This is a genomic window from Streptomyces sp. NPDC031340 (assembly GCF_055569945.1).
The window spans coordinates 1-23,679 of sequence record NZ_JBVIIE010000033.1 but is presented as its reverse complement, the minus strand read 5'-3'; the positions used below and the strand labels follow the sequence as shown (position 1 = coordinate 23,679).

Here is a 23,679-nt window from a genome sequence, read left to right as displayed (position 1 = left end):
TGACTGCGGAGGAGGGTTGTACACCGCTAGACCCAGGTCAGCTTGCCCGCACTGGGGACGAGGGAATCGAGTCGGCGGAAGACGTCCTCTGGCCCGTCGATCACGGTGGTGTTCGGTCTCTCCACGTACTCCCTCGCCCACTCATGGATCAGCAGCGAACGCATCAGGAACACCCGGCGGCCGTGCTCCAGGGCGAGACGGGCCTGCATCCGGGCGCCGCTGCGATAGGCGGCCTCGATCACGACCGTGGCCAGGCTGTAGCCGCTCATCACGCCGTTGCGCAGCGGAAAGGACGTCTTCGACGGCGGCGCGTCCGGCCAGAACGGGGAGAGCAGCAGTCCCCGCTCGGCGATCTCCCGCTGAAGCCGTGCGTTCTGCGCGGGATAGGCGCGACGCAGGCCCGTTCCGATGACCGCGACGGTACGCCCGCCGACAGCGAGGGCGGCACCGTGCGCCGCGGTGTCGATACCGGCGGCCAGCCCGCTGACGACAGTGACACCTCGCTCGGCGAGACCGCCCGCGATGTCTCGCGCATGCGCAATGCCGTCGGGGGTGGGAGTGCGGGTGCCGACGACGGCCACGCGCAGATCATGCTCGACGGACTCGCCCCGCAGGAACAGGAAGGGAGGCCGATGGTGCACCAACCTCAGACAGAGCGGGTAGTCCTCATCGAGGATCGTGACGAACCGCATCCCCTCCCGCTCCCAGGCGGCGATCTCGGCGGCGACACCGTCCAGATCCACCGGCGGGCCGGGATCGAACAGCGCGACCTGACCGGAAGCGTCGAGTGACTGCTCCAGGACGTCCCGGGCGCTGCCTACGGTCTCGATCTGGTCGGTGAGCTCGGACCAGGAACGATCGCCTCGCCGCAAGAGTGCGACGACGGCTGCCCGCTCCAGTTCTCGGTCCCTGGCGCGGATCACGCCGCACGGCCCGCGGAGAGCGCGGCCACATGCTCAGGCTGGCGATCGCGGCACTCGCGGCAGCGGCCGGGCTGGGGGGCGCGGAAGGCGCGTTCGCAGCCGTCGCAGTTCTGGAAGGGATGCGGACGCCGGCTCGTACGGTCGTCCGCCATAGGGGCTGGTGGCGCGCAACGCGCCGGGAGCGGGGCGGGCAGCGACTCGCGGAGGCGGTAGGCGACGACCGCGGCCGGGCTGCGCACGTCCGCGGGAAGGTCGACGGTCAGGGCGCGCCGGACGACGGCTGCCGGGACACCGCGGTCGAACCAGGCGATCACGGCGGGCGCGAGCCGGTTCACGTCCCGCTGGGAGAAGGTGAGGCGTTCGTCGACGCGGCGCAGCCCCGCGAGGAGGGCGACGGCCTTCCCGTGCCGCACGTCGCTGCCGGTGTCCTCCACCGCCGGAACCGAGGCTGCGGGCGGCTGGGGCTCGGCGGCAACGGGTGCAGCCTGCACGTCCGGGGACGTCGGCGAAGGCGCCCCTCGGTCGTCCTCCTGGGACGACGTACGCGGACCGTCCCCCGAGCCGTCGACAGCGGCGCTCCGGCCCCGAACCCGGCCCGTCGCGGCGGCCCGCCCCGGCGTGTGGTGCGCGTACGTCCGGGTGACCAGCCGTCCCGTCTCCGTGCGCTCCCGCACCCGCTCCAGGTAGCCGTGCGCCTCCAACTCCCGCAGGGCGAAGGCGATCCGGTCGCGCCCCTCGGGGAAGCGCTCGGCGAGGCTGCGGATGTCGACGGGCGCGCCCTCCGGCAGCGACATGATGTGCGTGGCCAGCCCGATCGCGGTCAGCGACAACTCGCGGTGCTGGGCGAGGTGGTTGCCCACCACGGTGTAGTGGCCCGACTGGTACGTGCGTACGTGCGTGACACCGGAGGGTGTGGTGCCGCGCCGAACACCCGGAATCGGACGCAGGGCGGCGCTAGGCTTCTTCTCAGCCATGGGGAAGGCTCCGACTTCCTCGTTGGTCAGGCCCTCGCACTGGGATGGCAGTCCCGGCGGGGGCCGACGTATGTCTGGGGCTCTCGAGTTGTGATCCCGCTGGCCCCGAGCCTGCCCGCCCCACCAGCCAACACGCCAGCCACACCGCCCGGTTTCACCCGCCCGGGTGACCTACGCGAGGTTTGGTTGGTTGGTTGGTTTTTTCCCCGGGTTATTTGGTCCTTTACCGCCCGCGCCACCGGCACACAGCCCGCCGGGCTCCCGTGTCTCCGGCCGCCCGAATTTCCGGGTTCCCATGCTCGGCACTCACGGGCGGATCGCGGTCACCAGCAGCGTGTCAGCGGCACGCGGTCCCTTCCCGGCGGGCAGTACGTCGACGCGGATCTCTGTGAAACCCGCCTGGTCGAGCAGCTTGGTCCACACGTGCTCCTGAAGAACCCAGCGCCGCATCGTGGTCGTCTCTCCCTCCGGAGTCATCGCGGAGATGACGGTGTGCCGGAGGTCGGGCTTTGCGGGTGCGCCGTTGAGGCAGTGGCCCAGGGTGGAGAACACCAGCCGGCCGCCGGGCCGCAGGGCTGCGGCCGCCGCCGTCAGCAGTTCACGCGGCTCGGTGAAGTCCACCGCGCCGAAGACGCTGTACAGCACGTCGTAGACGTCCTGCCGCGTCTGCAGGTGGCTCACCACGTCGGCCCGCAAGATATGGAGACGGGGCGCGAGGTGGCCGTACAGGTCGGTGGCCATGGCGTGTTGGGCGGGTGATCCGTCGACCGCGACGATCCGGGCGAGTGGGTGGTGGAGGGCCAGGTGAGCGGCGTGCCGGGCGGCCCCGGCACCAAGGTCACCGACGCACGCCCCGGTCAGTTCGCCGAGCGCTTCAGCCCCCGGACCACCGTCCTGGCCCCAGTTCCACCGGAAGTCGCCGGGCACAGTCTGGTCGGTGACGTGGCGGGTGCGGCCGTAGTGATGCCAGAGGTCTGCGCTTCCTGTGCTCACCCGCGCGATACTGCCGTGTCCGGCCGGCCCTCGGGTCGCTTCACCGGAACCTCACCCGATCGCCTCGGGCCCCCGACCATCGGTAGGGAGCCCGAAGCAACCGTCCGGGGCGGTCAGTGCGAGTCGTTGCCGGGGTGGCACGGGCCGCACTCGGCGGCGTCCGCCCACAGCGACAGGTCGACCTCCCAGCCGTCGGCCGCGATGCGTTGCGCTGTCTTCATCACGGAGCCGTCGTTCTTGAACTCGACCTCGGGCACGTGGTGCAGGAAGCGCCCCCCGTTGAAGCGATCGCACAGGTCGGCGTACGCCACAGTGTCCAGGATGATCGTGTGGACGCCGATGTCGACGAGCGTGCTCGGCGCGAGCCCGAGCGACTCGCCTCGATGCTCCATGGCGGTCAGGAGGTACGCGTACGCCTGTCCCAGTACGCGGGCTGCCATGATCGAGTCGTACGGGTAGTCCCGCATGAGGAGCCCGACCTGCTTCTCCCACAGGTCGGCCGGAACGACATCCCGCACGGAGCGGACCGGACGGCTCGTCGGGTCGGGGGTGAGCAGTGATGCAACAGTGCTGCTGGCTGCCATGGCGCCTCCAGGGACGGCGCCCCGCGGGTCGGGGCGATGCACCCAGCACACCGCGCCGGGCACGCTAAAGGAGGTCAACTTTCCTCCCGAGCAAGCCCGTTGCACATCGTGCAAGCCTTCTCGACGCCTCCGCGTGGCACCCGTACCGTAGGCCGCACCGATAGTGCGGCTTGGGAGGGTCCGGTGCCCGTCGACCCGCTCTGGAACAGCAGGAAAGCACGTGAGTTAGCCGCGCAGCGTCGCCCCGGCGCGCTGATCCGGCTCGGCCGCGAAAACCGTGCGTGGACACTGGCCGCGCTTGGCGAACGGCTCGGTTGCTCGTCGGCCACGATCTCACGGCTCGAACGGCGATCGCGCGTCGTCGACCTGACTCTGGTCCACAGGGCCGCATTCGAAGTCGGCGTTCCCCGACACCTCCTGGTGACTTCTCTGGCGCCACCCGCAGCAACCGCATCGGTGGCCACTAGAGTGACCGGCAGTCCGCGTGACGCCGAGGAGGACCCGATGCGCCGTCGCACGCTGCTGACCGCCACGGCCGCTGCCGGACCGGCCGCTCTGCTGATGGGCCTGGACGAAGCCTTGGCCGACACCCCACCGCCCCTGGGGGCCGGCCCATTGGACACCCGCCTGGCCGCCGCCCGCGGACTGTATGACAAGGGTGCCCACAGACGGCTTCTCACCGTGTTGCCGGGCCTCATCGCGGACGGGCACTCCGCCGCCGCGTCCCGCCGGGACCTCGACCAAGCCCGGCTCTCCTCCGTGTACAGCCTGGCCACTGCCGTGCTGAACAAGCTCGGCTCCTACGACCGCGCCCGCGTCACCGCAGAACGCGCGCGCACTTGGGCCGAGGTGTCCGGTTCCCCGCTCGCGTCGGCGGCAGCCGCCCGGGAATTGTCGATCGTGTTACGGCACCAGGACCGCAACGCCGACGCTCAGCGCATCATGACGTCAGCAGCCGCCGCCGTTGAGGCGACCGGGTTGCGCACCGACGCGTCGGCGGCCGCGTACGCGCAGATGCTCTGCACTCTGGCATACACGGCGGCTCGAGGCGGCCGGCGCACTGAGGCGCTGACGATGACCGAGGAAGCCCGCCGAGCCGCACGGCGGCTGCCGCCCATCGCCCCGGTCGGCCGCCTGTTTCCCATCAGCCCGGCCGCAGTCGACCTGTACGCGATGGGCGTTCACTGGGCACTCGGTGACGCGGGCGCCGCTTTGGAGGCCGGCAAGAACCTGCGCCTTGAGCAGTTTCCGACCGCTGAGCGAAAGGCCCGCATGAGCACGGACATGGCGCGTGCCTGGTGGGCCTGGAACCGGCCCGAGCAGACCGCCCGTGCCCTGCTGGACGCATATCGGGCCAGCCCCGGTGAGGTCCGGGACCGGCCCGCGATCCACAGCATCGTCACCGAACTGGCCGAACGGTACCCGCGTACCTCGGGCGTACGTGAACTGCACGTCGCCGTGACGCGAGCCGGGTGATTTTCGAGGTCGGGTGGGCGAGTCGGGCCGACTCACCGGCACGGAAGGGCAGCGCCGTCACCAAGCGAGGTCAATTTCCGCCCAGACGGTCTTCGACGGCACCGGCCCGCACCGCACGCCCCAGCGGTCCGCCAACTCCTCGACGAGCAGCAGGCCGTACCCCGACTCCGTGGGCGGGTCGACGGTCGCCCGGGGGCTGACGGGCAACCAGGGACCTGATCGGCGGCACCCACGCTCCTCTTCCCCGCACGGAAGAGTAGCTACAGCTCAGACGACGGGGCCACGAGCACTGGGCCACGAGCGACGAACAAGGGGAACACCATGGCAGTCGAGCAGACCGAGGCACCGGACAGCTCCGCGGTGCGGACCGCCCTCTGGCGGGCGTTACATGTCCAGGTCGACCCGCCGCCCCACGTGATCGAGGACGAGGTCGGCCTCCAACTGGCGGCCCCCGGCAGGGGCTGGCGCGACCGCCCGGACATGGACCCGCATGCCACCAGCGGGTTCCGGGCGGCCATCGCGGCCCGCGCCCGCTTCATCGAGGACCTCGTGACCGAGCAGGCCGGCCGCGGCATCGGCCAATACGTCATCCTGGGGGCGGGTCTGGACACCTTCGCCCAACGCAGGCCGGAGATCGCGTCCCGTCTGCGGATCTTCGAGGTGGACCAGCCCGGCCCCCAGGCATGGAAGCGCCGACGCCTGATCGAGCTCGGTCACGGCATCCCCGACTGGCTGCACCTCGTGCCGGTCGACTTCGAGGCCGGTGATCCCTGGTCCGAACGGCTGGCCGCCGCCGGGTTCGATTTCGGCCGGCCCTCGCTCATCGTCTCCACCGGTGTCACCATGTACCTCACCGAAGACGCCACCGCGGCCACCCTGCGCCAGATCGCCGGGCTCGCACCCGGCTCGACGCTCGCCATGACCTTCCTGCTGCCGATCGAACTCGTCGACCCGGCGGACCGCCCCGGCCTGCGGGCGAGCGCGGAAGGCGCACGAGCGTCCGGAACACCGTTCATCAGCTTCTACACGCCTCAGGAAATGCTTGCCCTGGCCCGGGAAACCGGCTTCGAAGACGCCCGGCACATCTCGGGAGCCTCGCTCGCCGAACGCTACTTCGCCGATCGCGAGGACGGCCTTCGCCCGTCAAGCGGAGAAGACCTGCTGCTGGCCACCACCTGACCGCCTCGGCGACGCCATCTGCTGCACGAGGCGGAGCGTTTCTGCAGGAACGCTCCGCCTCGCCACATCACGGTTCCCTCGCCGGACCGGCGACCGGCGACCGGATCAGGTCGTCGACCGCCGTCTCCGCGCCCCCGGTCGCCGCTCGCTGGGCCGGGTGACCGGGTCGCCGGCCTCCAGGGCCGCCGCGCGGCGGCGCCTGCCGAAGTCGGCCAGGGCCTCCGCCAGCTTGTGCACGGACGGCTCCGGAGCCATGACGTCCACCCGCAGGCCGTGCTCCTCGGCGGTCTTGGCGGTCGCCGGACCGATGCACGCGATCACCGTGACGTTGTGCGGCTTCCCGGCGATGCCCACCAGGTTCCGCACGGTCGAGGACGACGTGAAGAGAACGGCGTCGAAGCCACCGCCCTTGATCGCCTCCCGCGTCTCGGCCGGCGGCGGCGACGCGCGCACCGTCCGGTAGGCGGTGACGTCGTCGACCTCCCAGCCCAGTTCGATGAGTCCGGCGACCAGGGTCTCGGTCGCGATGTCGGCGCGCGGCAGGAAGACGCGGTCGATCGGGTCGAACACCGGGTCGTACGGCGGCCAGTCCTCCAGCAGGCCCGCGGCCGACTGCTCGCCGCTGGGCACCAGGTCCGGCTTCACGCCGAAGGCGATCAGCGCCTTCGCGGTCTGCTCGCCCACCGCCGCGACCTTGATGCCCGCGAAGGCACGCGCGTCGAGGCCGTATTCCTCGAACTTCTCCCGCACCGCCTTGACCGCGTTGACCGACGTGAACGCGATCCACTCGTAGCGGCCCGTCACCAGGCCCTTGACGGCACGTTCCATCTGCTGGGGCGTGCGCGGCGGCTCGACGGCGATGGTCGGGACCTCGTGCGGCACGGCCCCGTAGGAGCGCAGCTGGTCGGAGAGCGACGCCGCCTGCTCCTTGGTCCGCGGCACCAGCACCCGCCAGCCGAACAGCGGCTTGGACTCGAACCACGACAGCTGGTCGCGCTGGGCGGCGGAGGAACGCTCACCGACCACGGCTATCACCGGCCGGCCGCCCTCCGGCGACGGCAGCACCTTGGCCTGCTTCAGCGTCTGCGCGATCGTGCCGAGGGTGGCGGTCCAGGTGCGCTGGCGCGTGGTCGTGCCGGCGACCGTGACCGTCAGGGGGGTGTCGGGCTTGCGGCCCGCGGACACCAGTTCGCCCGCGGCGGCGGCGACGGAGTCGAGGGTGGTGGAGACGACCACCGTCCCGTCCGAGGCGCCCACCTCCGTCCAGCACCGGTCCGACGCCGTGCGGGCGTCCACGAACCGCACGTCCGCGCCCTGCGCGTCGCGCAGCGGGACACCGGCGTACGCGGGCACGCCGACGGCCGTGGCGACACCCGGCACGACCTCGAAGGGAACACCGGCGGCGGCGCAGGCGAGCATTTCGGCGGCGGCGTACGTATCGAGTCCCGGGTCCCCGGACACCGCACGTACGACCCGCCTGCCGCCCCGCGCGGCCTCCATGACAAGATGTGCGGCATCCCTTACCACGGGGACACCAGCGGTTGTTGACGTGCCGTCAACGACCGCCAGCTGAGGTGCGCCCGTGCCCGGTACCGGATCCGACGAGGGGTCCGGGTCGGTGTGCACTTCGGCGACGCCTTGCCTGGCGTGCTTGCGTACCACGTCGAGCACGTCGTGCTCGGCGACCAGAACGTCCGCGTTCGCCAGCGCCTCGACGGCGCGCAGAGTCAGCAGTCCCGGATCTCCGGGTCCGGCACCCAGGAAGGTGACGTGCCCGTGTACGAGGCCGGTGGGAAAGGTGGTGGGGCTCACTGTGCTCGCTCCCCCATCAGACCGGCCGCGCCCTGGGCAAGCATCTCGGCGGCGAGTGCGCGGCCGAGCTCCGTTGCCCGGTCGTGCGTCTGGGGCACGGGACCGGTGGTGGACAGCTGCACCGTGCTCGTGCCGTCGGTCGTGCCGACGACGCCGCGCAGGCGCATTTCCTTATCGTTCTGCCCGTCGGCCAGGAAGTCGGCCAGCGCGCCCACGGGGGCGCTGCAGCCGGCCTCCAGGGCGGCGAGCAGTGCGCGCTCGGCCGTCACGGCGGCCCGCGTGAACGGGTCGTCGAGCTCGCCGAGCGCGGCGATCAGCTCCGCGTGGTCCGCGGCGCATTCGACCGCCAGGGCCCCCTGGCCGGGGGCCGGCAGAATCGTGTCGACCGACAGGAAGTCGGTCACCTCGTCGAGGCGGCCGAGCCGGTTCAGCCCGGCGGCGGCCAGTACGACGGCGTCGAGCTCGCCGTCGCGCACGTATCCGATCCGGGTGTCGACGTTGCCCCGGATCGGGCGTATCTCGATGTCCAGCCCGTGGCTGCGCGCGTACGCGTTCAGCTGGGCCGTCCGGCGCGGGGAGCCGGTGCCGATCCGCGCCCCGCGGGGCAGGTCGGTGAACTTCAGCGCGTCCCGGGCGACGATGACGTCCCTCGGGTCCTCGCGCACCGGTATCGCGGCGAGGACCAGGTCCTCGGGCTGCGCGGTCGGCAGGTCCTTCAGCGAATGAACCGCGAAGTCGACCTCGCCGCGCAGCAGCGCCTCCCGCAGGGTGGCCACGAACACGCCCGTGCCGCCGATCTGCGCCAGGTGCTCGCGGGAGGTGTCGCCGTAGGTGGTGACCTCGACGAGTTCCACGGGCCGTCCGGTCACCTGGCTCACGGCGTCCGCAACCTGCCCGGACTGGGCCATGGCGAGCTTGCTCCGCCGTGTCCCGAGCCTCAGTGCCTTGTCTTTCATACCGGCCCTCGGTTCTTGCTGTTCTTTTCGGAGGTGTCGGAGTCGTCGGCGCGGGAGACGGCGGCCACCGTCTCCTGGTCGAGGTCGAAGAGGGTGCGCAGCGCGTCCGCGTACCCGGCGCCGTCGGGCTCGGCCGCGAGCTGCTTGACCCGTACGGTCGGCGCGTGCAGCAGCTTGTCGACGACGCGCTTGACCGTCTGGGTGATCTCGGCGCGGTGCTTGGCGTCGAGGCCGGGCAGCCGCCCCTCGAGCCGGGCGATCTCGCCCGCGACCACGTCGGCGGCCATGGTGCGCAGGGCGATCACGGTGGGCGTGATGTGCGCGGCCCGCTGCGCCGCGCCGAAGGCGGCGACCTCGTCGGCGACGATACGGCGGACCTGGTCGACGTCGGCGGCCATCGGCGCGTCGGCCGAGGCCTCGGCGAGCGACTCGATGTCCACCAGGCGCACCCCGCTCAGCCGGTGCACGGCCGCGTCGATGTCCCGGGGCATGGCCAGGTCCAGCAGGAACAGCACCGGCTCCGGCCGCTGCGGCTCGGCGACCGGCTCGGGTCTGCGGCGCTCGGGGATCCGGCCGACGGCTGCGGCGGTCGCGGCGAGCGCGGTGATCAGCTCGGTGTCGGCCTCCAGGCTGCGGCGCACGGCCTCCCGCCGGTCGGCGCTGCCGCCCGCGACCCAGGCGCCGTGCTGCTCCAGGGTCGCCGCGTCCATGCCGGCCACGGCGGCCTCGCCCATGACGGAGAAGCCGGTCTGCGCGGCGGACAGCTCGAGCGGCCGGCCCTCCTCGGTGTCACGGGGGGTGGGTGGCGTGGGCGGCAGGTCGCGCGGGACGCCGTCGCGTACGTCGGCCCGGACGTCCGCGGTAGCGGCCCGGCCGTCCGCCGGACCTGCCGGGCCGCTCTCGGGCGCCCGGGCCCCGGTCGCCGCGGCGACCGCCGCCGCGGTCAGTACCAGCCCGGTGGCGCCGGTGCAGGAGACGGCGACGTCGGCACGTGTCAGCTCGTCGGGCACGGACTGCATCGGCACCGCGCGGGCCGCCACGCCCGTGTCGGCGCCCTCGGTGAGTATCTGCGCCAGGCGCTCGGCGCGGTCCAGGGTGCGGTTGGCGACGACGACCTCGGCGACCCCGGCCCGCGCGAGCGTCGCCGCGGCCAGCGACGACATCGAGCCGGCGCCTATCACCAGGGCCCGCTTGCCACGCGCCCAGAGCTGCACCTCGCCGCCCGCGGCCAGCTGCTCCAGGCCGAAGGTGACCAGCGACTGGCCGGCCCGGTCGATGCCGGTCTCGGAGTGGGCCCGCTTGCCGACCCGGAGGGCCTGCTGGAACAGGTCGTTCAGCAGCTTCCCGGCGGTGTGCAGGTCCTGCGCCCTGGCCAGGGAGTCCTTGATCTGCCCGAGGATCTGCCCCTCGCCGACGACCATCGAGTCCAGCCCGCAGGCCACCGAGAACAGGTGGTGGACGGCCCGGTCCTCGTAGTGGACGTACAGGTAGGGCGTGAGCTCCTCCAGCCCGACGCCGCTGTGCCGGGCCAGCAGCGTGGACAGCTCGGCGACACCGGCGTGGAACTTGTCCACGTCGGCGTACAGCTCGATGCGGTTGCAGGTGGCCAGCACGGCGGCCTCGGTGGCCGGCTCGGCGGCGACGGTGTCGTGCAGCAGCTTGGTCTGGGCGTCCGAGGCCAGCGCGGCGCGCTCCAGGACGCTGACCGGGGCACTGCGGTGACTCAGGCCGACGACGAGGAGACTCATGCCGGCATCACGGCGGGGACGTCCCCGTCGGGTCCCTGGTCGGCGGGCTCGGTGCGGGCGGCGACCGGGACGCCGCCGTCGCCGGACGCGGCCTCCTCGCCGGCCTTGCGCTGCTCGTGGAAGGCGAGGATCTGCAGCTCGATGGAGAGGTCGACCTTGCGCACGTCGACGCCGTCGGGGACGTTCAGCACCGTCGGCGCGAAGTTCAGGATCGAGGTGACCCCGGCGGCCACCAGCCGGTCGCAGACCTGCTGGGCGGCGCCGGCGGGGGTCGCGATCACGCCGATGCTGACGCCGTTGTCCTGGATGATCGTCTCCAGGTGGTCGGTGTGCTGCACCGGGATCCCGGCGACGGGCTTCCCGGCCATCGCGGGATCGGCGTCGATGAGGGCGGCGACCCGGAAACCGCGGGAGGCGAACCCGCCGTAGTTGGCCAGCGCGGCGCCGAGGTTTCCGATGCCGACGATGACAACCGGCCAGTCCTGGGTCAGACCGAGTTCACGGGAGATCTGGTAGACGAGATACTCCACGTCGTACCCCACGCCCCGGGTCCCGTAGGAGCCGAGGTAGGAGAAGTCCTTGCGCAGCTTGGCGGAGTTGACGCCGGCCGCGGCCGCGAGCTCCTCGGAGGAGACCGTGGGCACCGAGCGCTCCGATAGTGCGGTGAGCGCCCGGAGGTACAGCGGAAGGCGGGCGACGGTGGCCTCGGGAATCCCTCGGCTACGGGTCGCCGGTCGGTGTGTTCGGCCAGTTGCCACGGTGCTCCTGCGGGTAGAGCGGGGCTGCAGGCGGTCGCACGTCCCCAGACCGCCCCGTCGAATGCAGGCTATGTCTTTGTGAACGCGTGCACAAAGATTGTGTCCGATTTGCCCGGCCAACGTGACCGGGGTCACGCGCGTCGCTGCTGGGGGCAAAACCGACTCACTCCTCGCGAAAATCCCGCCCCCGAGACCAGACCACCCTCGATCCTAAGCGACACCCACCGGACACTTGTACTACTCGGTCAGTTCTTTGCGGAGGCGATTTTCGTCCACCCGCCAGAAGGTGTGCTGCCTGCCGTCGACGAGCACCACGGGCACCTGCTCCCAGTACTCGTCGTGCAGTTCGGGGTCCTGGGTGATGTCCTTCTCCTCGAAGGGAACGCCGAGATCGCCGCAGACCTTCTCGACGACGAGCCGCGCGTCGTCGCACAGGTGGCAGCCGGGCTTGCCGATGAGGGTGACCAGCCGCTCCGCGGGAGCGGCCTTGCGCCGGAAGAGGGGACTCATGCCGGCCATTGTCGCGCGTGTCTTAACGACACGGCCGCGGAGAGTTCACAGCCTCCGAACCTCATGGCCGGGGAAGCGGCTCACGAAATGGCTATGCTCACGGACATGGCCGCTCTCGGATGGCTCACTCACCGTAGGCGCTCCGCCACGGCGCGGAGCGTGTTGGCAGGCGAGGCCTCGGCGGAGGCAGCGCGCAAGCACTCGCAGGAGGTGCCGGCGCCCGAGGAACCCGCGTTCCCGGTGCTCGGCGACGACAAGGCCGCCGCCTTCTTCGATCTGGACAACACCGTCATGCAGGGCGCCGCGCTGTTCCACTTCGGCCGCGGCCTGTACAAGCGGAAGTTCTTCGAGACGCGGGACCTGGCCAGGTTCGCCTGGCAGCAGGCGTGGTTCCGGCTGGCCGGGGTCGAGGACCCCGAGCACATGCAGGAGGCCCGCGACTCCGCCCTGTCCATCGTCAAGGGCCACCGGGTCGCCGAGCTGAAGTCGATCGGCGAGGAGATCTACGACGAGTACATGGCCGAGCGCATCTGGCCGGGCACCCGCGCCCTCGCGCAGGCCCACCTGGACGCCGGCCAGAAGGTGTGGCTGGTCACCGCGGCCCCGGTCGAGATCGCCCAGGTCATCGCCCGCCGCCTCGGCCTGACCGGCGCCCTGGGCACGGTCGCCGAGTCGGTCGACGGCGTGTACACCGGCAAACTCGTCGGCGAGCCGCTGCACGGCCCCGCCAAGGCGGAGGCGGTACGCGCGCTGGCCGCCGCGGAGGGCCTGGACCTCTCCCGCTGCGCCGCCTACAGCGACTCCCACAACGACATCCCGATGCTCTCCCTGGTCGGCCACCCCTACGCCATCAACCCGGACAGCAAACTGCGCAAACACGCCCGCGAACTGGACTGGCGGCTGCGCGACTACCGCACCGGCCGCAAGGCGGCCAAGGTCGGCATCCCGGCGGCGGCGGGCGTGGGCGCGGTGGCCGGCGGCACGGCGGCGGCACTCGCCCTGCACCGCCGCCGCCGGTTCAGCTGACCGGCCCACGCGGCCTGCCCGGGGGACCTGCCCACGCGGCCTGCCCGGGCGACCGGCCCACGCGGCCTGCCCGGGCGACCGGCCCGCGACCGGCCCCGGGATGTCCCCGACACCCGCTCCGCAGGGCCACGTTGGCTGCACACGGCCACAACATGCCCCGTACCGCGACGAACATGGGCGGATTCGATCAGCAAACGGTCATAGTGCGGCACCCGACCGGGCGTCAAACGGTTACGGAAGCGACGTAATCGGTGATTTGAGCAACTGGGTGTAGCAGCGCCTGCACGAAGCGTTATTCTCCTCAGACGCAATCCGGTTCCCCCCTGTCGCTACGACGGGTGAAAGGTTCCGCACTGCACGTGATGGAAGCTCTGCCTCTGGGAGTCCCGTGTACCCACACGTCGGGGTTGACGCCTCGGGCCTGGCTACGCTGCGCGCAACGGTCCAAGACCTGTTGCGCGGCTTCGTCCCCACCGCGTACGCCGTCCCCGCCCTCGCCGTGGCCGGCGCCCCCGTCGGCCCGTGCTACGCGCTCGCCGACGGCAGCGCCGCCGTCGGCAGACGAGGACGCACGACCGGCGCCACCGCCCGCCGCCCGGCCGCGGACAGCGACAGCGCCCGGATGATGGACCTCGTCGAACGCGCCCAGTCCGGCGAGGCCGAAGCCTTCGGCCGGCTCTACGACCAGTACAGCGACACCGTCTACCGCTACATCTACTACCGGGTGGGCGGCCGGGCCACCGCCGAGGACCTCACCAGCGAGACCTTTCTGCGCGCCCTGCGCCGGATCGGCACCTTCACCTGGCAGGGCCGCGACTTCGGGGCCTGGCTCGTCACCATCGCCCGCAACCTGGTCGCCGACCACTTCAAGTCCAGCCGCTTCCGCCTGGAGGTCACCACCGGCGAGATGCTCGACGCCAACGAGGTCGAGCGCTCCCCGGAGGACTCCGTGCTGGAGTCCCTCTCCAACGCCGCCCTGCTCGACGCGGTGCGCCGGCTCAACCCCCAGCAGCAGGAGTGCGTGACGCTCCGGTTCCTGCAGGGACTCTCCGTCGCCGAGACCGCCCGGGTGATGGGCAAGAACGAGGGGGCCATCAAGACCCTGCAGTACCGCGCCGTGCGCACCCTCGCCCGGCTGCTGCCGGACGACGCCCGCTGAGCCGCCACCCTCAGCGACGCCCAACTCACGCCCAGTGAAAGCCCGTTGACTCCCCGATGCGATCATCCGCAGTCCGTAACCCAAGTGCCGCGCCGCTCGTTGTGCGGGATGCAGGCTCCCTGTGGTGACTCCCTGACCGCCTCCGATCGTGCGATCGTGTGGATGCGGCCAGCGCGGGCAACCCTCAGGACCCCCTGGGGAGTCGACCGTCATGACGAGAGGAGGTGCCGCCAGTGATCGCGAACGTATCGGCGCACCGGCGGGCGAGCGCCTTCGCCCAGGCCCTGGAGGAGCAGTCCGACCGGGACACGGCGGCCGAGCAGTCCGAAGGATCGCCCCCGGCCCCGCCCGGCGCCGAGCGGACCGGGCAGGGCGAGCTGCTCGCCGTCGCCGCGGGCCTCGGCGCGCTGCCCAAGCCGGAGCTCGACCCCGAGGTCAAGGTCGTCCAGCGCGCCCGCCTGGTGGCCGCGTTCGAGGCCATGCTGCGGGAGGGCGCCGGCGACGAGGCGACGGACCCTTCGCTGCCCGGGCAGCGTGCCCACCGGACCCGGGGCGCTCACCGGGCGAGTCCGCTGGGGAAACTGCGACCGCGCTCGCGGCTCACCAAGGGCCTCGCGGCGGGCGGGCTGAGTGTCGGGGTGGCCGCGGGCGCCTTCGGCGGAGTCGCCGCTGCCAGCTCGGACGCCCTGCCCGGTGACTCGCTCTACGGCCTCAAGCGCGGCATCGAGGACTTCAAGGTCAACTACCTGACCGAGGGCGCCGACGAGCAGGGCAAGGCCTACCTCGACCTGGCCTCCACCCGGCTCAACGAGGCCCGCCGCCTGATGGACCGCGGCCGCGCCGGCCCCCTCGACCACGAGTCCATCGGCGAGGTCCGCCGCGCCCTGTCCGGCATGCAGCACGACGCGTCGGAAGGGCACCGGCTGCTGCACGAGGCGTACCAGCACGACCCCGGCTCCCTGGGCCCCATCCAGGCCCTCTCCACGTTCTCCCGCTCGCACCGCGAAGCCTGGGGCGCCCTGCGCGACAAGCTGCCCGTGCAGCTCGGCGACGTCAGCGAGCAGGTGTCGTCGGTGTTCGACGCCATAGACGAAGAGGTCGCCCCGCTGGAGTCCCTGCTCCCCGCACCCTCGGCCGGGGACGGCCGCACGGGCGAGCGGCAGGGCGCGGGCCCGTCGGCCACGGACCCGACCGGTTCCGGCCGGTCCGCGCCGCCGAGCACCGGCAGCCGCTCACCCGACGGCAGCCGCTCCAGCAGCCCCGACGGGTCGTCCACGTCCGGCACCGACGGCGGCCTGCTCGACAGCAGCACCGGCGGCCTGCTCGATCCGCCCCAGGCGAGCGGCAGCGCCTCCCCGTCCGCCGGCAAGTCGCCCACCAGCGACCCCGACGTGACGATCCCGCCGCTGCTCCCGGGCCTGCTGCCCGGCCTGGGCATCGACAGCGACAACGCGAACTGACGAAGACGTACGACGGCGGGGGGGGCCCCCCCCGGGGGGGGGGCCCCCCCCCCCCCCCCCCCCCCCCCCCCCCCCCCCCCCCCCCCCCCGCGCCTGCTAGAAGAACACCGACCGGCGCTGCACCAGCAGCTTGTACAGGGTGTGCTGGATCTGCTCCCGGACCTGGTCGGTCAGGTTGAACGTCAGCATCGGGTCCTCGGCCGCCTCCGGCGGATAGCCGTCCGTGGGGATCGGCTCGCCGAACTGGATGGTCCACTTCGTCGGCAGCGGGATCGCGCCCAGCGGACCCAGCCACGGGAAGGTCGGCGTGAGCGGGAAGTACGGGAACCCCAGCAGCCGCGCGAGGGTCTTCGCGTTGCCGATCATCGGGTAGATCTCCTCCGCGCCCACGACCGAGCACGGGATGATCGGGGCGCCCGCGCGCAGCGCCGTGGACACGAAGCCGCCCCGGCCGAAGCGCTGGAGCTTGTAACGGTCGCTGAAGGGCTTGCCGAGCCCCTTGAAGCCCTCCGGCATCACCCCGACCAGCTCGCCCTGGTCCAGCAGCCGGGCCGCGTCCTCCGCGCAGGCCAGGGTGTGGCCCAGCTTGCGCGCCAGTTCGTTGACCACCGGCAGCACGAAGACCAGGTCGGCGGCGAGCAGGCGCAGATGGCGGCCGGCGGGATGGTTGTCGTGCACGGCGACCTGCATCATCAGGCCGTCCATCGGCAGCGTGCCGGAGTGGTTGGCGACGATCAGCGCGCCGCCCTCGGCCGGGATGTTCTCGACGCCCTTCACCTCGACCCGGAAGTACTTCTCGTACACCGGGCGCAGCAGCGACATCAGGACCTGGTCGGTCAGCTCCTCGTCGTAGCCGAAGTCGTCGACCTCGTAGTCGCCCGTCAGGCGGCGGCGCAGGAAGGACAGGCCGCTCGCGATGCGGCGCTCCAGACCGCCGTCGTCCAGCGGCTGCCGCGGCGGCTCGTCGGCACTGCTCACGGGGGCGTCCTCCGGCTCGAGCGGTCCGCCGGGCAGGGGCTGCACCTCGCGCACCGGCGCGGGCTGCTCCGTGGTCTTGCGCCGGCTCCCCGCGCCGCGGCGCCGCGCCGGCCGCTGAACGGCGCTCGCGCGGGACCGGTCGTCGTCGAACGGAATGACCTTGGCGTCCGCCATCGTTGATGCGCTCCTCAGTTGGCGCTCTGCGTCGGGAGGGGGCCGCTGCCCGGCGCGGCCAGCGCGGCGACCCGGTCGACGGCCTTCGCGACGGCTTCCGGCGGCAGGAGGCCGGGGCCGCGGCTGGTGGCGAAGTCCGCGAAGGTCTGTGCCGTCGTGTACTTCGGTCCAAAACCCAGCGTCTCACGCATCTGGTCGGTCGCCACGACCCGACCGTGCGTCAGCAGGCGGATCTGCTCGGGCGAGAAGTCCGTCATGCCCAGCGTACGTACCAGGGAGCCCGCCCAGGTGACCGCGGGAAGCAGCAGCGGCACGGTGGGCCGTCCGAGCCTCCTGGAGCACTGGGAGAGCAGCAGGACGCCGTCACCGGCGATGTTGAAGGTGCCGCTGTTGAGGGTGCCCCGTTCCGGTTCGTGCGAGCCGATCCGCAGCACCTCGATCACGTCGTCCTCGTGGACGAACTGCAGCCGCGGGTCGTAGCCGAACACGGTCGGCAGGACCGGCAGCGAGAAGTACGACGCTAGCGGCGTGTCCGCCGTCGGCCCCAGGATGTTGGCGAACCGCAGCACGCACACCGCCACGTCGGGGCGGCGCCGCGCGAAGCCGCGCACATAGCCCTCGACCTCGACGATGTCCTTGGCGAAGCCGCCGCTGGGCAGCGACTTCGGCGGGGTGGTCTCGGTGAAGACGGCCGGGTCGCGGGGCGCGGACCCGTAGACGTTCGTGCTGGACTTCACCACCAGCCGCTTCACCGCGGGCGACTTCTGGCACGCGCCGAGCAGTTGCATCGTGCCGATGACGTTGGTCTCCTTCAGGGACGCGCGGCTGCCGCTGCCCAGCGGCGTGCCGGTCACGTCCAGGTGCACGACCGTGTCGGCGCCCGTCTCGGCGAGCACCCGCGCGACGGTGGGCTGCCGGATGTCGGTCTGGATGAACTCGGCGCCGCCCAGGTGGTGCTCGGGGGGTACCGCGTCCACGCCGACGACCCTGTCCACGCGCGGGTCACGCTGGATCCGTCGGACGAACCGGCCCCCCAGCGTGCGGGCCACTCCGGTCACGAGCACGACCTTGCCCACGATCAGCGCCTTCCTTCCAGCCCTCGTAACCCGGCGGGTTCCCCCGTGCGGCCAACTTAGCGGGTTGTTGTTGCGCTGTGATGACCGCGCGACGCATGACGCCACCGCGTCCACAGCCGGACGAACGGACCGAGCCATGTGAAGGACGCGGGAACGCGCGTGGCCCCCCACCGATTGCGGTGGGGGGCCACGATCACGCTCCTGCTGCGTCGCTCACTTCTTGTTGCGACGCTGGACGCGCGTGCGCTTGAGCAGCTTGCGGTGCTTCTTCTTGGCCATCCGCTTGCGCCGCTTCTTGATAACAGAGCCCACGACTACCCTCGCTCACTTCTCATCACTCGGTGTTTGGGCGCCATGGGCCCACACGACCTACGAGGGGCTAGCCTACCCGCCCGAGCGCTGAGGTCGTAATCGAGGTGTCGGGGGGATCCTGAAGTGCCCTGAGGATCCCCTCGGACCTGCGTCGTCAGGCGGTTTCCACCCCCACGTAGCTCTCGCGAAGGTATTCGTGAACCGCTTGCTCCGGGACACGGAACGAACGTCCCACCCGGATCGCGGGCAGATGACCGCTGTGCACCAGCCGGTACACGGTCATCTTCGACACTCGCATCACCGAGGCGACTTCCGCCACGGTAAGGAACTGAACCTCGTTCAGAGGCCTCTCGCCAGCTGCAGCCATGACACACCTGAACCTTCCGCACTCGACGGCCACCGGCTTCCCCTTCCGGTGACTCTTCGTCGCTGCGTGCTCACTCCCCAATGTAGGGGCGGGTGATGCGAGTGGGGAAGAGGTGCACCCATCGGCGGCCTACTGTGACAGACACGCTCGATTGAGTACGTAGCGGGTAAGCGGCCGGTAGTAACCGGGCCGCACGCCGTCATCAAGTGGAACGACGACGGACACGGACCCCTCCGCCTCCCCGACGAACAGCGCGGGGTCGTCGGTGTCCGCCGGCCCCATGACCTCGAACCCCAGCTGACCTGCCCCGCAGACCCATCCGTGGTCTCCCACGACCAGCTCCGGCAGGGGGCCGCCGGCCTCGGCCGCCGCCGCCAGCACGGTACGAACCGGCAGCGGTGAATGCGTGTGCGCGCCGGTCGCACGACCGGAGCGGGACGCGTCGTGTTCTCGCACGAGCGCGACTCCTCGTACGTAGTCGAGGTTGTACGAGCGTAGGCCGAACCGGGTCGTTATGTCGATACAGCGACCCTGCGCCGGTGTGAGGACGGTACATCCCGCCGCCGACAGAGCGTCCGCGAGAGCGGCGTAGAAGCCGAGCAGACGGTGCGGGTGTCCGGTGCCGAACAGCACCGGGGCGCCGCGCCGGGCGGCCGCCGCGAGCCGGTCCGCGAAGGCGTCCAGCGCGGCCAGGGTCCGGTCCGGGTCGATCACGTCCTGGCCCGAGACGTGCAGCGGATCGGCCGAGACCCCGCACCTGTCCGCCATCAGCTCGATCACGTCCCGCTCCCGCCACGCCCCTTCGGGATCGATCCCGATCAGCACCCGCGGGTCGCGGGCGGCGAACAGCCGGTAGCTGCGCAGGCTCGTCTCGCGCGAGGTGGCCACCGTCCCGGCGAGACGGGCGGCCAGGAGGTGGTCGCGCAGGGCTCCGGCGGTCAGCACGTCAGCGATGGTGACGCAGCACGGCGCCGTCGGCGACCCGAACGGCCGGACACCGCACGGTCGGCGTAACGCCGTGCGGCGTGACGGGGTGACGCCGTGCGGCGTGACGGGGTGACGACGGCCATGGGTGGCCGGGTGCGGCTACGGCAGCAGTCCCCGGAGGGGGAACACCGCCCGCCGCGTCGCCAGCACCGCCTGGTCGAGCCGGTCCGCCGGGTCGTACCCCATCTCCCACTCGCCCCAGGAGACCGGCCGGCGCCCGTCCGTCATCCGCAGCGGCGCCGACTGCCGGGTGCGCGCGTACACCTCCTGCCGCCACGCCTCCGGGATCATCGTCTCCGGGTCCACCGGACGCCCGGCCGCGATCCCCACCAGGTGCGTCCACGACCGCGGCACGACCTCGACCACCGCGTAACCGCCGCCGCCCAGCGCGACCCAGCGCCCGTCGGAGTAGGTGTGCGCCAGCTCGTGGCAGGCCACCTGGACGGCCCGCTGCGCGTCCAGCGACACGGCCAGGTGGGCCAGCGGATCCTCGAAGTGCGTGTCGGTGCCGTGCTGCGTCACCAGCACCTGCGGCCGGAAGTCGGCGATCAGCTCCGGCACCACGGCGTGGAACGCGCGCAGCCAGCCCGCGTCCCCGGTCCCGGCCGGCAGCGCGAGGTTCACGGCCGACCCCTCCGCGGCGCTCGCGCCGGTCTCCTCCGGCCACCCGGTCTGCGGGAACAGGGTCCGCGGATGCTCGTGCAGCGAGATCGTCAGGACCCGCGGATCCTCCCAGAACGCCGCCTGCACCCCGTCCCCGTGATGCACGTCCACGTCGACGTAGGCGACCCGCTCGGCTCCCAGCTCCAGCAGCCGCGCGATGGCCAGCGAGGCGTCGTTGTAGATGCAGAACCCGGAGGCGCCCCCGGGCATCGCGTGGTGCAGCCCGCCGGTGAAGTTCACGGCGTGCAGCACGTCGCCGTTCCACACGGCCTCCGCGGCCCCCACCGACTGCCCCGCGATCAGCGCCGACACCTCGTGCATCCCGGCGAACGCCGGATCGTCCTCCGTGCCGAGCCCGTAGGACCCGTCGGCCCCCTCGGGACGCGCCGAGGCCGCCTTCACGGCCTCGATGTAGTCCTCCCGGTGGACCAGCCGCAGCGTCGACTCGCCGGCCGGTTTGGCCGTGACGACCTCCACCTCCCGGTGCAGCCCGAGGGCTTCGACGAGACTCCAGGTCAGGGCCAGCCGGACCGGATCCATCGGGTGGTCCGGACCGAAGTCATACCCCGTTACTGCCTCGTCCCACATCAGCTGTGCGCGGCCGCTCATACCGGCCACCGTATCGGTCCTCGCGGGGTGCGAACGAGCGGGCGTGGACCAGCGTCACCAGCACCAGGACCATCGGCACCAGCATCGCCCCGCGGTAGCTCCACGCGTCGCCCAGCGCTCCCACCAGAGGGGAGCCGACGAGGAACCCGACGTAGTTGAAGATGTTGAGCCGCGCGACGGCCGCGTCGGAGACGCCCGGGAACAGCCGTCCGGCCGCCGCGAAGGTCTGCGGCACCAGCACGCACAGCCCCAGGCCCACCAGCGTGAACCCGAGCATCCCGGTCCACGCCCCCGGCGCGACGGCCACCACGGCGAACCCGAGCGCCGCCACCAGCGCGCCCAGCCGCACGACCGCCACGGCCCCGAACCGCCGCACCCCGAAGTCGCCGAGGGACCGGCCCAGCAGGGTCGTGACCATGTAGACGTTGTACGGCACGGTCGCCAGCTGCTCGGAACTCCCCAGCACGTCCTGGAGGTACTTGGCGCTCCAGTTGGAGACCGTCGAGTCCCCGATGTACGCGAAGCTCATCACCAGGCACAGCGGCAACAGCAGCCTGAAGACCAGCGCTTGCCCCTGACCGTGCCCCTGGCCCTGGCTCTCGGCCTCTCCCTCGCCCTTCCCCGCCTCCGGTGCGGGCGCGGCGGCGTCCCCGTCGACGTACCAGCGGCTGCCGGCCAGCGCGGCCGGCAGCAGCACCGCCACGACCGGCAGGTACGACACCCACAGCGCGAGATGCCAGTGCGCCCCGGCCCAGGCCAGCGAGGCCCCCACGATCCCGCCCAGGCTGTAGGCGGCGTGGAAGCTGAGCATGATGCTGCGCCGGTAGGCCCGCTGCAGGCTCACCCCGAGCATGTTCATCGAGGCGTCCAGCGCGCCCACGGCGAGCCCGAACGCGGCCAGCGCTACGGCCAGTTCGGCCATCCGCCCGCCCGCTCCGACGCCGACCAGGGCGAGCAGCACCACCGGCTGGGACCAGCGCAGCAGCACGCTCGGCCGGACCCGCTTCACCAGGTGCTCGGTCGTCACGCTGCCGACGCCGGCCAGGACGGGCACGGCGGCCAGGAAGGCCGGCAGCAGCGCGTCGGAGACGCCGTACCGGTCCTGGATGGCCGGAATCCGGGTCACCAGCAGAGCAAAGGCGGCGCCCTGCGCGAAGAAGCTGAACGCCAGCGAGGCCCTGCCGCGCCGCAGCACATCTGTCATGGCGGCGAGCGTAGGGCCCCGGAGTACCGGTGGGTAGATCACGCCAAAGATGAATTCCCCTCATCTTTGCCTGGCGTGCCGGACTCAGGCGGCGAAGGCGACCTCGGGCACCGCCCGCCCGGCCTTCGAGGCGGCGGCCTCCGACGCGGCACTCTCGGCCCGGACGGTCTCGGCCCGGACGGTCTCGGCCCGGACGGTCTCGGCCTGGGCGGTCTCCGTCTCGGTGGCGACGAGGCGCTCGATCGGCCGGGCGGCCAGGCGGCCGCTGATCACGAAGGTGACCGCCATGACCCCGGCCATGATCACCGACCCCAGCCACACCATGGTGTCCACGGGGACGGTGTACGCCCCGACGATCCGCGCGACGCACTCACCGAGCAGCGCCGCACCCCACACCAGCGAGAACAGCCGCTCCTTGCGCCGGAAGGCGGCCGACCCGGCGGCCGCGCCCGCCGCCAGCCGCTGCCAGGCGGCCTCCCGCGCCGCGTCACCCTTCACCACGAAGGGCTTCACGGCGGCCGTCATCATCGGCCGGCCGAGCGCCACGGAGACCAGGATCCCGATCCCGATCACGCTGCTGACCCCGCTGTCCTTGGCGAGCATCAGCCGCGGGTCACCGGAGACGAAGCCGAGCACCAGCGAGACGACGTTCACCAGGAGGATCAGCGCGGCGAGCGGGTTGGTCCTGCGCTCCCTGACCGTGCTCCATCCGGTCCGCACGGCCGGCACCAGGCTGCTCCAGGCGAGCGCCGCGAAGGTGCTCGCCCCGAACGCGTCCTTGAGGAGGTAGTACGACCCCAGCGGCACCGCCACGTCCACCAGCAGCGGCCTGAAGGCGCTCGCCCTGCCCGTCTCGCCCGCCTTGCTCATGTGACCGGTATTGCCCGTGCTGCTCGTCTTCGTCGTCATGCCCTCAGCTTCGCGGCTGCGGGGGGTTCCCCAGTAGAAACGATCGTCCGGACCTCCGCATGACAAATGTCAGACGAGGAGGTCGGGCAACTCCCCCATGTCGGAGAAGAGTTTCCCGGCGCCCACGAGCTTCTCCGCCGGCGTCATCGCGGTGAACCCGAGGACGTCCATCCCCGCCGCCACGGCCGCCTGCACGCCCAGCGGGCTGTCCTCGACGACCACGCACCGCTCCGGAGCCGCGCCCATCCGCTCGGCCGCGTACAGGAACAGGTCCGGCGCCGGCTTGCCCCGCCCCACGTCCTGCGAGCTGAAGATCCGCTCTTCCTCGAACCACCGGTCCAGCCCGGTCGTCCGGTGGCCCACCCGGATCCGCTCGTGGCTCCCGGACGACGCCACGCAGAACGGCACCCCGTCCGCCGACAGCCGCTCCAGTACGCCGGCGACACCCGCCACGGGCTTCAGTTCGCGCTCGAAGGCGGCGAACACCCGTGCATGGAAGACGTCGTCGAAGTCGTCCGGCAGCCGCCGCCCGGTCCGCTCCAGGACCAGCTCGTGGATCCGGTGCATCGCGGACCCCATGTAGTCCCGGATCGATTCCTCGTACGACGTCGGATGGCCGAGTTCGGTGAGATGGGCGGCGAGGAGCCGGTTGGATATGGGCTCGCTGTCGACGAGGACGCCGTCGTTGTCGAATATCACCAGGTCATAGCGCATGCTGCCGACCCTAGACCCGGCCTTCCCGGTCCGGGGAGCCGGAACGCAGAAAACCCCGTACCGGAACCGGTACGGGGTTTTCTCAAGATTTGTTCGGCGGCGTCCTACTCTCCCACAGGGTCCCCCCT

At 71.9% G+C, this 23,679-nt stretch carries 23 protein-coding genes and 1 pseudogene; 5 read left to right on the top strand and 19 right to left on the bottom strand.

Annotated elements, in window-relative coordinates; all coding sequences use genetic code 11:
- Positions 1-26: 26 nt before the first annotated feature.
- From ACZ5GT_RS24720 to ACZ5GT_RS24705, 4 genes are all read right to left on the bottom strand, one after another.
- The gene (locus ACZ5GT_RS24720) at positions 27-872 is read right to left on the bottom strand and encodes a DNA-processing protein DprA (protein ID WP_469029963.1); all 846 of its coding nucleotides are present in this window, start codon (positions 870-872) and stop codon (positions 27-29) included.
- A gap of 47 nt (positions 873-919) precedes the next feature.
- Positions 920-1,897, bottom strand: a complete 978-nt coding sequence (locus ACZ5GT_RS24715) for a helix-turn-helix domain-containing protein (RefSeq protein WP_469029958.1) — start codon at positions 1,895-1,897, stop codon at positions 920-922.
- Positions 1,898-2,203: 306 nt separating this feature from the next.
- The gene (locus ACZ5GT_RS24710) at positions 2,204-2,890 is read right to left on the bottom strand and encodes a class I SAM-dependent methyltransferase (RefSeq protein WP_469029953.1); all 687 of its coding nucleotides are present in this window, start codon (positions 2,888-2,890) and stop codon (positions 2,204-2,206) included.
- Between the two features lie 113 nt (positions 2,891-3,003).
- Positions 3,004-3,474: a glycine-rich domain-containing protein gene (locus ACZ5GT_RS24705; protein ID WP_469029946.1), complete on the bottom strand. Its 471-nt coding sequence runs from the start codon at positions 3,472-3,474 to the stop codon at positions 3,004-3,006.
- A 183-nt stretch (positions 3,475-3,657) separates the two neighbouring features.
- Between ACZ5GT_RS24705 and ACZ5GT_RS24700 the strand changes: the two genes are divergently transcribed.
- Positions 3,658-4,950, top strand: a complete 1,293-nt coding sequence (locus tag ACZ5GT_RS24700; RefSeq protein WP_469029942.1) for a helix-turn-helix domain-containing protein — start codon at positions 3,658-3,660, stop codon at positions 4,948-4,950.
- 57 nt (positions 4,951-5,007) lie between these two features.
- On the opposite strand, the pseudogene ACZ5GT_RS24695 reads toward ACZ5GT_RS24700, so the two are convergent.
- Positions 5,008-5,166, bottom strand: a pseudogene (locus ACZ5GT_RS24695) (ATP-binding protein); the annotation flags it as partial.
- 105 nt (positions 5,167-5,271) lie between these two features.
- Between ACZ5GT_RS24695 and ACZ5GT_RS24690 the strand changes: the two are divergent.
- A complete protein-coding gene (locus ACZ5GT_RS24690; RefSeq protein ID WP_469029939.1) occupies positions 5,272-6,129 on the top strand; it encodes a class I SAM-dependent methyltransferase in 858 nt (285 codons plus the stop codon).
- A gap of 105 nt (positions 6,130-6,234) precedes the next feature.
- Here the strand turns inward: ACZ5GT_RS24690 and ACZ5GT_RS24685 are convergent, their stop codons facing one another.
- From ACZ5GT_RS24685 to ACZ5GT_RS24665, 5 genes are all read right to left on the bottom strand, one after another.
- Complete coding sequence (locus ACZ5GT_RS24685; protein ID WP_469029936.1) at positions 6,235-7,941, bottom strand: bifunctional uroporphyrinogen-III C-methyltransferase/uroporphyrinogen-III synthase; 1,707 nt, start codon at positions 7,939-7,941, stop codon at positions 6,235-6,237.
- Positions 7,938-8,897, bottom strand: coding sequence for a hydroxymethylbilane synthase (hemC, locus tag ACZ5GT_RS24680; protein ID WP_469029933.1), 960 nt, complete (start codon positions 8,895-8,897; stop codon positions 7,938-7,940). Before hemC ends, ACZ5GT_RS24685 begins: the two co-directional genes overlap by 4 nt.
- Positions 8,894-10,645 (bottom strand): glutamyl-tRNA reductase, encoded by a 1,752-nt coding sequence (locus ACZ5GT_RS24675; RefSeq protein ID WP_469029926.1) that lies wholly within the window; start codon positions 10,643-10,645, stop codon positions 8,894-8,896. Before ACZ5GT_RS24675 ends, hemC begins: the two co-directional genes overlap by 4 nt.
- Positions 10,642-11,403 carry a redox-sensing transcriptional repressor Rex gene (locus ACZ5GT_RS24670; protein WP_469029921.1) on the bottom strand — a complete coding sequence of 254 codons (762 nt, stop codon included), beginning with the start codon at positions 11,401-11,403 and terminating at the stop codon, positions 10,642-10,644. Before ACZ5GT_RS24670 ends, ACZ5GT_RS24675 begins: the two co-directional genes overlap by 4 nt.
- A gap of 237 nt (positions 11,404-11,640) precedes the next feature.
- Entirely contained in the window at positions 11,641-11,922 is a 282-nt protein-coding gene (locus tag ACZ5GT_RS24665) for a glutaredoxin family protein (protein ID WP_469029916.1), read from the bottom strand.
- A gap of 96 nt (positions 11,923-12,018) precedes the next feature.
- Here ACZ5GT_RS24665 and ACZ5GT_RS24660 point away from each other — a divergent pair, with 96 nt between their 5' ends.
- The 3 genes from ACZ5GT_RS24660 (at position 12,019) to ACZ5GT_RS24650 (ending at position 15,558) form a co-directional block, all read left to right on the top strand.
- On the top strand, positions 12,019-12,939 hold the full coding sequence (locus tag ACZ5GT_RS24660) for an HAD family hydrolase (protein WP_324786490.1): 921 nt from the start codon (positions 12,019-12,021) through the stop codon (positions 12,937-12,939).
- A 388-nt stretch (positions 12,940-13,327) separates the two neighbouring features.
- Positions 13,328-14,098: an ECF subfamily RNA polymerase sigma factor, BldN family gene (locus ACZ5GT_RS24655; RefSeq protein WP_469029908.1), complete on the top strand. Its 771-nt coding sequence runs from the start codon at positions 13,328-13,330 to the stop codon at positions 14,096-14,098.
- Positions 14,099-14,331: 233 nt separating this feature from the next.
- A complete protein-coding gene (locus ACZ5GT_RS24650) occupies positions 14,332-15,558 on the top strand; it encodes a DUF5667 domain-containing protein (RefSeq protein ID WP_469029904.1) in 1,227 nt (408 codons plus the stop codon).
- Between the two features lie 96 nt (positions 15,559-15,654).
- On the opposite strand, the gene ACZ5GT_RS24645 is transcribed toward ACZ5GT_RS24650, so the two are convergent.
- The 9 genes from ACZ5GT_RS24645 to ACZ5GT_RS24605 all read right to left on the bottom strand — a co-directional run bounded on the left by ACZ5GT_RS24645 (position 15,655) and on the right by ACZ5GT_RS24605 (position 23,551).
- A complete protein-coding gene (locus tag ACZ5GT_RS24645; RefSeq protein ID WP_469029899.1) occupies positions 15,655-16,710 on the bottom strand; it encodes a lysophospholipid acyltransferase family protein in 1,056 nt (351 codons plus the stop codon).
- 14 nt (positions 16,711-16,724) lie between these two features.
- Positions 16,725-17,786, bottom strand: a complete 1,062-nt coding sequence (locus tag ACZ5GT_RS24640) for an NAD-dependent epimerase/dehydratase family protein (RefSeq protein ID WP_469029896.1) — start codon at positions 17,784-17,786, stop codon at positions 16,725-16,727.
- Positions 17,787-17,999: 213 nt separating this feature from the next.
- Positions 18,000-18,098, bottom strand: a complete 99-nt coding sequence (locus tag ACZ5GT_RS24635) for a 30S ribosomal protein bS22 (protein ID WP_003948845.1) — start codon at positions 18,096-18,098, stop codon at positions 18,000-18,002.
- A 154-nt stretch (positions 18,099-18,252) separates the two neighbouring features.
- Positions 18,253-18,465 carry a helix-turn-helix domain-containing protein gene (locus ACZ5GT_RS24630; protein ID WP_004984898.1) on the bottom strand — a complete coding sequence of 71 codons (213 nt, stop codon included), beginning with the start codon at positions 18,463-18,465 and terminating at the stop codon, positions 18,253-18,255.
- Positions 18,466-18,594: 129 nt separating this feature from the next.
- The gene (locus ACZ5GT_RS24625; RefSeq protein ID WP_469029891.1) at positions 18,595-19,410 is read right to left on the bottom strand and encodes a phosphatase; all 816 of its coding nucleotides are present in this window, start codon (positions 19,408-19,410) and stop codon (positions 18,595-18,597) included.
- Positions 19,411-19,551: 141 nt separating this feature from the next.
- Entirely contained in the window at positions 19,552-20,724 is a 1,173-nt protein-coding gene (locus tag ACZ5GT_RS24620) for an acetoin utilization protein AcuC (RefSeq protein WP_469029884.1), read from the bottom strand.
- Positions 20,675-21,928, bottom strand: a complete 1,254-nt coding sequence (locus tag ACZ5GT_RS24615; protein WP_469029877.1) for an MFS transporter — start codon at positions 21,926-21,928, stop codon at positions 20,675-20,677. Before ACZ5GT_RS24615 ends, ACZ5GT_RS24620 begins: the two co-directional genes overlap by 50 nt.
- Before the next feature lie 84 nt (positions 21,929-22,012).
- Positions 22,013-22,837 carry a VC0807 family protein gene (locus ACZ5GT_RS24610; RefSeq protein WP_469029871.1) on the bottom strand — a complete coding sequence of 275 codons (825 nt, stop codon included), beginning with the start codon at positions 22,835-22,837 and terminating at the stop codon, positions 22,013-22,015.
- A gap of 69 nt (positions 22,838-22,906) precedes the next feature.
- Complete coding sequence (locus tag ACZ5GT_RS24605; RefSeq protein WP_469029866.1) at positions 22,907-23,551, bottom strand: HAD family hydrolase; 645 nt, start codon at positions 23,549-23,551, stop codon at positions 22,907-22,909.
- Between the last annotated feature and the right edge of the window lie 128 nt (positions 23,552-23,679).